The sequence below is a fragment of the Pseudomonas batumici genome (genome assembly GCF_000820515.1).
GTDB classification, from domain to species: Bacteria; Pseudomonadota; Gammaproteobacteria; order Pseudomonadales; family Pseudomonadaceae; genus Aquipseudomonas; species Aquipseudomonas batumici.
The window spans coordinates 40,771-51,481 of record NZ_JXDG01000015.1 but is presented as its reverse complement, the minus strand read 5'-3'; the positions used below and the strand labels follow the sequence as shown (position 1 = coordinate 51,481).

Genomic DNA, 10,711 nt, shown 5'->3' with positions numbered 1-10,711 from the left:
CAGAAATATCGGCATACCCAGCTCAAAAAAGCGTAAAGGCCGGATCACCGGTCAGGCAAAGTGCTTGCAGAAAGTTTGGAATACCATAATATGATATTCCGTAGACCGGAGAGTTTTTTCCCAGTACCCCCGACAGGGAAAGCACACGCAACACCCCTTGGCAGGGTCGCCTCAAAGGGCTCCGATGGACCTACTGCTCCCGATAGGCGGGCATCAACAACCCGCTCAAAAACACAACAAATGAGGGCGTGAAAATGGTGTTGAACAAAGGTGCAACCGCCGTACTGGCCGCAGGCTTGCTGACCCTGGCCTGCAACGTCGCCATGGCGGCCGAAAGCGTGAACTTCGTCAGCTGGGGCGGCAGCACCCAGGACGCGCAGAAGCAGGCCTGGGCCGACCCGTTCAGCAAGGCCAGCGGCATCAACGTGGTCCAGGACGGCCCCACCGACTACGGCAAGCTCAAGGCCATGGTCGAAAGCGGTAACGTGCAGTGGGACGTGGTCGACGTCGAAGCCGATTTCGCCCTGCGCGCCGCCGCCGAAGGCCTGCTCGAACCGCTGGACTTCAGCCAGATCCAGCGCGACAAGATCGACCCGCGTTTCGTCTCCGACCACGGCGTCGGTTCGTTCTACTTCTCCTTCGTGCTCGGCTACAACCAAGGCAAGCTGGGTGCCGGCAAGCCGCAGGACTGGAGCGCCCTGTTCGACACCAAGACCTACCCGGGCAAACGCGCCCTGTACAAATGGCCAAGCCCCGGCGTGCTGGAACTGGCCCTGCTGGCCGACGGAGTCCCCTCCGACAAGCTCTACCCGCTGGACCTGGACCGCGCCTTCAAGAAACTCGACACCATCAAGAAAGACATCGTCTGGTGGGGCGGCGGCGCGCAATCCCAGCAACTGCTGGCCTCGGGTGAAGCCAGCCTCGGGCAGTTCTGGAACGGCCGGATCTACGCCTTGCAGCAGGACGGCGCACCGGTGGGCGTGAGCTGGAAACAGAACCTGGTCATGGCCGACATCCTGGTCGTGCCTAAAGGTTCCAAGAACAAGGCGGCGGCCATGAAGTTCCTGGCCAATGCCAGCAGCGCCAAGGGCCAGGCCGACTTCTCCAACCTGACCGCCTATGCCCCGGTCAACGTCGACAGCGTCGCCCGCCTGGACTCGGTACTGGCACCGAACCTGCCGACTGCCTACGCTAAGGATCAGATCACCCTCGACTTCGCGTACTGGGCCAAGAACGGTCCGGCCATTGCGACACGGTGGAACGAATGGCTGGTCAAATGAAAATGGCGGCCACGCTCTCCACTGACACCCGTCCGACCGGGAGCGCCCCTGGTGCTGCCGGCCTGGTCAGCAGCAAGGCGGCGGTCATGCGGCAGTCCTCGTATGCGCAGCGCTGGCGAGGGGCCGGTAACCTGTTACCCGCCCTGCTGTTCCTCGGCGTGTTTTTCCTCGCGCCACTGATCGGCCTGTTGCTGCGCGGCGTCCTGGAACCCACGCCGGGGCTTGAGAACTACCAGCAGCTGTTCGCCAACTCGGCCTATGCGCGGGTCCTGCTCAACACCTTCTCGGTGGCCGGGCTGGTCACGCTGTTCAGCCTGCTGCTGGGCTTCCCCCTGGCCTGGGCGATCACCCTGGTGCCGCGTGGCTGGGGTCGCTGGCTGCTGAGTATCGTGCTGCTGTCGATGTGGACCAGCCTGCTGGCCCGGACCTATTCGTGGCTGGTGCTGTTACAGGCCTCCGGAGTGATCAACAAGGCGTTGATGGCCATGGGCATCATCGACCAGCCGCTGGAGATGGTGCACAACCTGACCGGCGTGGTGATCGGCATGAGCTACATCATGATCCCGTTCATCGTCCTGCCGTTGCAGGCGACCATGCAGGCCATCGACCCGATGATCCTGCAGGCCGGCGCCATCTGCGGGGCCAGTCCCTGGACCAACTTCCTGCGGGTGTTCCTGCCGCTGTGCCGGCCGGGGCTGTTTTCCGGCGGGCTGATGGTCTTCGTCATGTCCCTGGGCTACTACGTCACGCCGGCCCTGCTGGGCGGCGCGCAGAACATGATGCTGCCGGAGTTCATCATTCAACAGGTGCAGTCGTTCCTCAACTGGGGCCTGGCCAGCGCCGGCGCCGCCCTGCTGATCCTGATCACCCTGGTGTTGTTCTACTTCTACCTGAAGCTCCAGCCGGAATCCCCGGTCGGCGCCCGTAACGCGAGGTAAGCCGCCATGCTCCTGACTCCCAATGCCATGAGCCGGCGCCTGCGCCTGGGCCTCTACCTCACCACCGGGCTGATCGCGTTGTTCCTGCTGCTGCCGATCGTGTTCATCGTGCTGCTGTCGTTCGGCTCCTCCCAGTGGCTGGTGTTTCCGCCACCGGGCTGGACGCTGAAATGGTACGGCCAGTTCTTTTCCAACACCGACTGGATGAACGCCGCGATGGCCAGCTTGAAGGTGGCGATCCTGACCACCGTCTTCGCGGTCGCCCTCGGCCTGCCGACGGCCTTCGCCCTGGTGCGCGGGCGCTTCCCCGGGCGGGAACTGCTCTACGCCCTGTTCACCCTGCCGATGATCGTGCCCCTGGTGATCATCGCCGTGGCGGTGTACGCGTTGTTTCTCAAGCTCGGCTACACCGGGACGATGTTCGCCTTCGTGGTCAGCCATGTCATTGTCGCGCTGCCCTTCACCATCATCTCGATCATCAACTCGCTGAAGCTGTTCGACCAGTCGATCGAGGACGCCGCGGTGATCTGCGGGGCTTCGCGCCTGCAGGCGGTGTTCAAGGTGACCTTTCCGGCGATTCGCCCCGGCATGGTGGCCGGTGCGCTGTTCGCCTTCCTGGTGTCGTGGGATGAAGTGGTGCTGAGCGTGATGATGGCCAGCCCGACCCTGCAAACCTTGCCCGTGAAAATGTGGACCACCTTGCGCCAGGACCTGACCCCGGTGATCGCCGTCGCTTCGACGCTGCTGATCGGCCTGTCGGTGCTGGTGATGGTGATCGCCGCCGCCCTGCGCCGGCGCAATGAACTGCGCGCCTGAGCGCCAAGGAGTAGAACATGAGTGCCGTGATCAAAGACCCCGCGCAGCAGGACCGCCCCCTGGTCAGCCTGCGCAACCTGAACAAGCACTACGGCGACTTCGCCGCCGTGGACAACATTTCCCTGGAGATCCGCGACGGTGAATTCCTCACCTTTCTCGGTTCCAGCGGCTCGGGCAAAAGCACTACCCTGTCGATGCTGGCCGGTTTCGAGACGCCCAGCAGCGGCGAGATCCTGGTGAGTGGACAGTCCCTGGTCAAGGTACCGCCACACAAGCGCGACATCGGCATGGTGTTCCAGCGTTACTCGCTGTTTCCGCACCTTTCGGTGCGGGACAACATCGCCTTCCCGCTGACCTTGCGCAAGCTCAGCAACGAGGAGCGCTCACGCCGGGTCGAGGCGATGCTCAAGCTGGTCCAGCTCGAAGCCTTTGCCCATCGTCGCCCGTCCCAGCTCTCCGGCGGCCAGCAACAGCGCGTGGCGATTGCCCGGGCGCTGGTCTACGAACCGCGCATCCTGCTGATGGACGAACCCCTCGGTGCCCTGGACAAGAAGCTGCGCGAAGACCTGCAGGACGAACTGCGCCAACTGCATCGCCGGCTGGGCATCACCATTGTCTACGTGACCCATGACCAGGAAGAAGCCATGCGTCTGTCCCAACGCATCGCGATCTTCAGCCACGGCAAGATCGTCGGCCTGGGCAGCGGCTACGACCTCTACCAGAACCCACCGAACGCCTTTGTCGCCTCGTTCCTCGGCAACTCGAACTTCCTCAAGCTCAAGGCCCGGGGCAACGCCACGGGGGATTTCGAGGGGCAAGCCCTGGCAATCCGGCCGACCTCCGGGGTTTCCAACGACCAGCCGCTGTTGCTGATGGTGCGTCCGGAGAAGGCCCTGGCCCTGAGCCTCGCACAGGCCGCCGCCGAACCACTGCCGGCGGGCTGGAACGAGGTACCGGCCAAGGTCGGCGAAATGCTCTTCCTCGGCGAAAGCCAGACCTGCAGCGTGATGACCGATGGCGGCACGGCGATGACGGTCAAGGCGCTGTCGGCCACCGGCATGCCACTCAAGGCCGGCGATCCGGTACGGGTGCGCTGGGCCAGCGCCGATGCCTGCGTCTATACGCAGTGGAGCGAGGGTGACCTGAACAAGGCGGCCGGCGCCCATTGAATAAAACCCGGATTCAGGTGTTATATCTGGGTAGCCATGCCCTGTTGGCCGTGCAACCCGGAGAGCCGAATGAACATCCTGTTATCTGCCACAGCGCTGGCCAGTGCCCTGCTCTGCACGGCGACACTGGCGGCGCCCACGGACTGGCACCTGGCCAAGGACGAAGACGGTATTCAGGTCTACCTGCGCCACGTCCCGGGTTCACGCTACCAGAGCTTTCGTGGCGAGGTGGAGATCAAGGCCGATGTCGGCACCCTGAGCGACCTGCAGGAAAACCTCCGGGTGGCCTGCAAGTGGCTGTATGCCTGCGCCGACATGCGCCTGCTGAAAAATGACGGCGACGACACCTGGGTCTACCTCACCACCGCGTTGCCGTGGCCGGCGCAAACCCGCGACATGGTGATTCACGTGCACAGCGAACGCGCCGACGACGGCAGCCTGACCCGGCGGCTGGAAGCCGTGCCCGGCTTCGTGCCCGCCACACCGGGACAGATCCGTGTCCGCCAGCTGAAAGGCACCTGGACCATGCGCCCGGAAAGCGACCGGCAAACCCGGGTGATCTATGAACTGCAAGCCGAACCGGCCGGCGATATCCCCTCCTGGCTGGCCAATCGGTTCGTGGTCGACGCGCCCATGATCAGCCTCAAGACCTTGCGCGCGGTGGCCGAGCATCAGGGCGTACGCAGCGTGGAAACGACGCCGTAGTCAGGCCTGCAAGCGTACCTTGAAATCCTCGATCCAGGCCCGGACCATGGCTGAGTAAGGCGCCTCGGGCCGGGCCATGCGCTTCATTTCCCCGAGGACCCGGTCCTGGAGCAGGTACAGGCGCTTGGCGATACTGGCAACCGTGGCGGAGGGCGGCGCCTCGGGATCAGGTACCAGCTTGTCCGCCATCTCCCCCACTTCCAGCGCCAGCATTTCCAGGAACTCCAGCTGGCGCAGCAGCCGTGTGCGCTCCTGCACCAGGCCCAGGCGGTTAAGGCCGTAGACATGAATCGAGACGCTGCCCTTGAGGCTCACGCCGGCTGTCAACGCGTCCTGGAGATGGTCGTCCATGACGGCTTCGGCCATGGGCACAAGGTCCGCGCCCGTGTGAGGTCTGGGCAGTACCAGGCCGATCAGGTTGCTCCGGTCGATATGGAATTTCAGGTGTTCGTCCGGGTTGTCGCGGCACGGATCGAGCAGCAGCGGGTACTCGGCGGCAAGGTCCGCCGCGTCGGACATGGCGCGCTGGCCGAGGATCGGAAAGCTGTCCTTCTTCCCGGAGAGCAGCAGGCGGCCCTGGTTGAACCCCTGGCGGTCGTCCCGCAGCGTCAGCAGCCTGGCCGAGAGCCTGGGGGTGACCTGCTTGCGCTTGCGATTGCAGTCGATGCAACTGGGCAACAGGTTGTCCCAATCCATGGCGACCCACCAATAGCCGGGATGGCTGGCGTCCTCGGACACCGCGCCCTTGGGCCGGTAATGCTCGACATCCACCGGCGCGGTCGAGGCGAAGAAGCTTTCGCAATAGGCGCATTTGCCGTGGAACAGCTCGTCGAGCTGCTGCTTGACGCTGTCGGCCTTGTACACCGTAAAAGCCGGCGGGCTGCCGACAGGCGCGGCAAACCAGGCCTTGAGCTTTTGCAGCTCCCTGGCGGCGGGCGAGTCGGCTCCGGACAGCGCCTGCGGCGCCTTGGCAGTCGTTCGAATGACGGCGCGCATGCTTCAGATTCCCTCCAGGATAGCGAGGATCCGCTGTCTGGATTTTTCCCGTAGCTCGCCGAGTTTGAGCGCACTGGCCTGTCGACGGTTTTGCAGATACTCCACCACCGCTTCCTGCACCAGCCGCTGAACTTCGGTGGCCCCCACCGGCAAGGCATCGCTGATATCCCGTTCGAAACGGCTCCAGGCCTGCTGCTGGGCGTCGCTCAGAGGCTGGCCCCGCTCCCGGGCCGCCAGCAGGTCGGCGAACATCGCCAGCTCGCGCTCGGTGTCCGGCTGGTCGGTGGAACTGAGGCTGAAAAAGTCCGAGGTCAGCAACTGCTCGATGGTCAGTTGGCTGACGTTGGGGAGCCGGATCACCTGCTCCACCATGACCGGCCACTCGCTGTCGGGATTGTCCGCGCTGGCGACCCGCTGCATGACGATCACCTCGCCGTCCCGCATGCCGCGCAGGCACAGCGGATCGTGGGTGGTAGCGATAAAGGTCACGTTCGGCAAGGCGCTGCGCAGTGCACCCATGATCTGGATCTTCCAGCGAGGATGCAGGTGGGCTTCGACCTCGTCGATCAGGACCACGGCCTGGGCGGTTTCCAGGCTTTCGAAGTGAGGGTTGATGCGCCGATTCATCAAGCCCTGGATGATGTCGCAGACCATCGCCAGCACCGAGCGATAGCCCGAGGACGCCAGGCTCAGCGGGGTTCGGCACAGGGCCTGGCTACCGGCAGCCGCCGTGACGATCAGGCAGCGCTGGTTTTCGAAATCGCGCTCCATGACCTCGAACTCGCCCTCGATGGAGAGGATATCCCGCAGCGCTCGCACCACACTGTCGAACTCGACCTGCTTGAGGCCCAACAACCATTTTTCCGGGTTGGACAACAGGGCCGTGGAGTCGAAGAGGTTGATGATCGATTTGCCCGGGCTGTAGCGCCGCACCTGTTTCTGGTATTGGCGGAAGGCGCCGTAGGCAAAGACCGGTGGCGCGATGGGGGTGCCTTCGTGCCAGTAGGTTCCGCCGGCGATGATCAGTTCTCGTTTACTGGCGTTCTGGAAGGTGACGGTCACCGTCGCCGAAGTGCATCGCGGCACCTGTCCTGCACCCAACAACTCAGGATCGAGGGGTAGCGAGGCAACGTCGATCGGTAGTTGCGCGCGGGCCTCTTCGGAGCACAGCGCCAGGGCCGTGGCTTCGAGGATGGAGCTCTTGCCGGCGGCATTTTCACCCAGGACCAGCAAGGCCGGTTGAGCCGGCCTCACGTTCGGCGTTGGAGCCTCCTGCGCGGATGGCATCAGCAGTTCGAGTTGCTCGATTCCCTTGAAATTGTTCAAGTGAACCGAGGCCAGTGGCGAGTACTCCCGAGGCAAGGCCGACGGCGGCTCTGGCGCCTGGACGAGCCTTTGCACATCCGCAAGTGCCAGCCTGGCTTCAAGCCCTCCACACCAGTCTTGAAAACTCAGGTTTCGGACAATCGTGCGCAGCGTCGCACCAATGCGACCAGGCGAAAGTGCCAGCGGCGGCACTCGAGCCGGTGAAAGCTCCAACACTATGCGACGGCACAGCAGGTACCAGAGACCGCCAAACTCCATCGCGGCAAAATCAAGGACCGGCGGGAACAGCTTGTCCTCCTCCGACCGAGAAAGCTGCTCGTCGATCAGTTCATCGAAATACACCTTGAGCTTGCTCGCACGCTGCTTGAGCAACTGACCGCGATTGAGCTTGAAATGAGTAATCGTTTCACGTCCACGCTCTGTCAGTGCAGACAGCTCGCCCGAAAGATCGACAGACAGGTGATCAGCAATATTGATTCGCTCGCAGGGATCGAGCAGGACATGCCGCTCCTTGAGCGGATAGCCGGGCCATGTGCCCAGGTTCTCCAGTACATAGGTTTCAAGCTGCAGCTCGGTAGGCAACGATGAGCGCCTGCCCCGAACCGGGAAGTATTCCGGTCGGTCGGGTTTGCAGCCCTTGCATAGGGAATAGATATTCTCCCAGGCGCTGCCTAGCCAGACGTAATACAGATGCGCATCTGGCATTCGCTCTACGGGGGTGGCACCCAGGTCTGGACGAAACCGGTAAGGAGACGTGGGGACAGCGCTTTCACAGAACGCGCACTTGCCGCGAAACAGCCGGCTTAGGCTTACGTGAACGGATGCATGATCCAGATCAAGGTCCAACACCGGGGCCCGGGTCTGTGCCCTCTTCGTCTGGTCCGCCAGAAAATAATCGGCCAGCGCTTGCCTGCTGAGGCTGGCCTCCCGGCTTTGCAACAGACTCGGTGGTGGCACGGAACTGCGATCAACGCGTTGCATGACTCTCTTCCCTAAGCAGCCAGGGAAAGGCTGTCGCTCTCCCCCAAAATCGATATGTCGGACGGCCCCATCCCTATGAAGCCATCGAGTGATGTGGATTCGCTTAACTTAACCCCCAGGCACAATATCCACGCCAATACGTTCGGCCAACGCCAATACTTCCGCGTAGGTGTCCTCATCCTGCAGCAAACTGCGGGATGTTCCCTGCTGACGCAGAGCGCCATCGGGTATACGGTCACCGAACAACATGACCGCGCGGGCCGAATCATCCTGCCGTGAGACCCAGGACACCCCCTGTATGTCAGGGCACTGTTCGTGGATCGCCACCGCCCACTGGCGTGTTGCCGGATACTGGTCCTTCTCGGTATCAATCAGATGCTTGCGCGGTACGCCCAACTTGCGAAGCGCCACACTCCCCAAATCAGCCAGCACCAGATCCCCCGTGCTTCGCACTTCAGAATGGACCTGCCCTGCGAGCTTTCGCTTATCGAAGCTTTTGTAACCCGCCGCATGGGGGACATCATGAAACACCGTTTCCATGGCGGCTGCGGCGAAGGTGCTGGCGCCATAGAGGGTCGGAATAGGTTGCCCGTCGGCGGTTTGAATCGGGCTGAAGCGAGCATTGCCCCTGATGCCCGGATTGAACTGCCCTGCCCGGTACTGTTCCAGATGAATCCGATGCAGGACAGTCTTCTTGGGCAAGGTCATGGCGGTGACTCGAAGCACCTTCGGCGGCTTGGGCGTTTCCATCAACGTGTGCATTTGCGAGTGATCGGCCTCAGACAACACCTTCTCTGGAGGCCTAGCCATGGGCTACCTCCTGCACCTCGTCCTGTGCTGCTGCGGTGACACGATCCGGTTCGCTCGCCAATAGATCCTGAGGACGCCGTCCTCCCAGAAAACTGTTGGCCGACAGAAACCAGTAAGCCAACCCCCAGCCATCCTTCTGACCGTCAAATACCTCCAGCACCTTGCTGAGCGCCTTGAGTGGTCGGTAGCCGGTATTGGGGTCCAGACCATAACCTGGGAAGTAGTCCACGCCATGGTGATGGATCGCGAATATCTGGCGCAGGCGTTTCCATTTGTTGGGCTGGGTACTGGGGTTACTGAGACTCAAGTCAGCCAGTTTCGCCACCTGCGCTGCTGTCAGCCAATCCGCCCCCTCAAGCACGGCTTGGCGCGACCGGGCAATCATGCCGGCCTCTTTGATGAGGTTCGGTGAAGGTGGCGTCTTGGCTACCAGCGCATCGACCAAGGACTCGAGCAAATGTCGGTCGTGCACTTTCAGTGAGGTGTCGACCAGCATGGCGATGCTGGTCATGGTCTCAGCCATCGCACGCATCGCATGCTCACTGGCATGCTCGACCTCTACGACGATCAGTCGCTCGGCAACGCTTTTCTCAAGTTGGCCGCGCATCTCCCGAGCAGTCCCCGCCACAGCGGAAACCCGGGAAACCCGAGAAGATTCATGAACGAGGCCCATACCTGCACTCCAAAAATTAGTACGATTATCACAAAATCATGGTAACGCTAATAATCCAACTGAAGCAATCTTACTCGCCTTTTCAGTGGGAGCGCAGACCGTTTGGCGGTCGGATGAAATCCACCGTCAGTGGCTCCGGAACGAAACTGCGGCGATCCACAGAATGACTCAACCGTTCAGACCATCCCCCAGGAACACCGACACGATTTCGTATACCATCTGCACAACTCCCTTCGAACGATCAGAACCGTGGCCCTACCCAAACTCAACGCCCCCGACCTTGGCAATTCGCCTTCGACGTCGGAAATCATCACCCGCCATCTGCGCGACGCCATCGTCGCCGGCCATTTCGCCGAGGATGAGCCGATTCGCCAGGACGATATCGCCCGCCAGTTCAACGTCAGCAAGATTCCGGTGCGCGAGGCCCTCAAGCGCCTGGAAGCCGAAGGCCTGGTGATGTTCCAGCGCAATCGCGGGGCGATGGTCACGCGGGTTTCCGATGCGGAACTGGCGCAGATGTTCGAAGTGCGCATGCTGCTGGAGGACAAGGTGCTGCGCCTGGCGATTCCGAACATGACCGAAGAAACCTTCGCTCGTGCCGAGCGCATCTGCCAGGAGTTCATCGGCGAAGACGACGTGGGCCGCTGGGCCGAACTCAACTGGGAACTGCACGCCTGTCTCTACGAACCGGCGCAACGACCGTTCCTGGTCGGGCTGATCCGCTCGGTCAACGACAAGCTGGAGCGCTACCTGCGCATGCAGATGAGCCTGTCCGCCGGCAAGGAGCGCGCCGACCACGAACACCGGGAGATTCTGGCGGCCTGTCGCGCCGGTGACGTGGATCTCGCGGTGAAGCTGCTCGACGAACATATCGCCGGCGTCTGCAAGACCCTGTTCGAACACCTGCCCCACAGCCACTGACCGCGTGGCGCACTGTGCCGATTTCGTCATCGGCACAGGATAAAACCCTCAAGCCGGAACGCCCCTCCACAGGCCACTCTTTCGTTCACTCATCTG

The 10,711-nt window shown here is 62.5% G+C and carries 10 protein-coding genes; 6 read left to right on the top strand and 4 right to left on the bottom strand.

Annotation, left to right across the window (positions count from 1 at the left end):
* Nucleotides 1-254 precede the first annotated feature (254 nt).
* The 5 genes from UCMB321_RS07785 to UCMB321_RS07765 all read left to right on the top strand — a co-directional run bounded on the left by UCMB321_RS07785 (nt 255) and on the right by UCMB321_RS07765 (nt 4,908).
* Entirely contained in the window at nt 255-1,280 is a 1,026-nt protein-coding gene (locus tag UCMB321_RS07785) for a polyamine ABC transporter substrate-binding protein (RefSeq protein ID WP_040065080.1), read from the top strand.
* Nucleotides 1,277-2,218: an ABC transporter permease gene (locus tag UCMB321_RS07780; protein ID WP_040065079.1), complete on the top strand. Its 942-nt coding sequence runs from the start codon at nt 1,277-1,279 to the stop codon at nt 2,216-2,218. The genes UCMB321_RS07785 and UCMB321_RS07780 overlap by 4 nt, the downstream gene beginning before the upstream one ends.
* A gap of 6 nt (nt 2,219-2,224) precedes the next feature.
* Complete coding sequence (locus UCMB321_RS07775) at nt 2,225-3,034, top strand: ABC transporter permease (protein WP_040065074.1); 810 nt, start codon at nt 2,225-2,227, stop codon at nt 3,032-3,034.
* 17 nt (nt 3,035-3,051) lie between these two features.
* Entirely contained in the window at nt 3,052-4,203 is a 1,152-nt protein-coding gene (locus tag UCMB321_RS07770) for an ABC transporter ATP-binding protein (protein ID WP_040065071.1), read from the top strand.
* 69 nt (nt 4,204-4,272) lie between these two features.
* The gene (locus UCMB321_RS07765) at nt 4,273-4,908 is read left to right on the top strand and encodes an START domain-containing protein (RefSeq protein WP_040065069.1); all 636 of its coding nucleotides are present in this window, start codon (nt 4,273-4,275) and stop codon (nt 4,906-4,908) included.
* Here the strand turns inward: UCMB321_RS07765 and UCMB321_RS07760 are convergent, their stop codons facing one another.
* The 4 genes from UCMB321_RS07760 to UCMB321_RS07745 all read right to left on the bottom strand — a co-directional run bounded on the left by UCMB321_RS07760 (nt 4,909) and on the right by UCMB321_RS07745 (nt 9,694).
* Nucleotides 4,909-5,904, bottom strand: a complete 996-nt coding sequence (locus tag UCMB321_RS07760) for an HNH endonuclease family protein (RefSeq protein ID WP_040065067.1) — start codon at nt 5,902-5,904, stop codon at nt 4,909-4,911. It abuts the gene before it with no gap.
* A 3-nt stretch (nt 5,905-5,907) separates the two neighbouring features.
* Complete coding sequence (locus UCMB321_RS31355; protein ID WP_245220744.1) at nt 5,908-7,812, bottom strand: AAA family ATPase; 1,905 nt, start codon at nt 7,810-7,812, stop codon at nt 5,908-5,910.
* 507 nt (nt 7,813-8,319) lie between these two features.
* The gene (locus tag UCMB321_RS07750) at nt 8,320-9,021 is read right to left on the bottom strand and encodes an RES domain-containing protein (protein ID WP_040065064.1); all 702 of its coding nucleotides are present in this window, start codon (nt 9,019-9,021) and stop codon (nt 8,320-8,322) included.
* Complete coding sequence (locus UCMB321_RS07745; RefSeq protein WP_040065062.1) at nt 9,014-9,694, bottom strand: hypothetical protein; 681 nt, start codon at nt 9,692-9,694, stop codon at nt 9,014-9,016. Before UCMB321_RS07745 ends, UCMB321_RS07750 begins: the two co-directional genes overlap by 8 nt.
* A 249-nt stretch (nt 9,695-9,943) precedes the next feature.
* Between UCMB321_RS07745 and UCMB321_RS07740 the strand changes: the two genes are divergently transcribed.
* Complete coding sequence (locus tag UCMB321_RS07740) at nt 9,944-10,615, top strand: GntR family transcriptional regulator (protein ID WP_209437141.1); 672 nt, start codon at nt 9,944-9,946, stop codon at nt 10,613-10,615.
* Nucleotides 10,616-10,711: the final 96 nt, after the last annotated feature.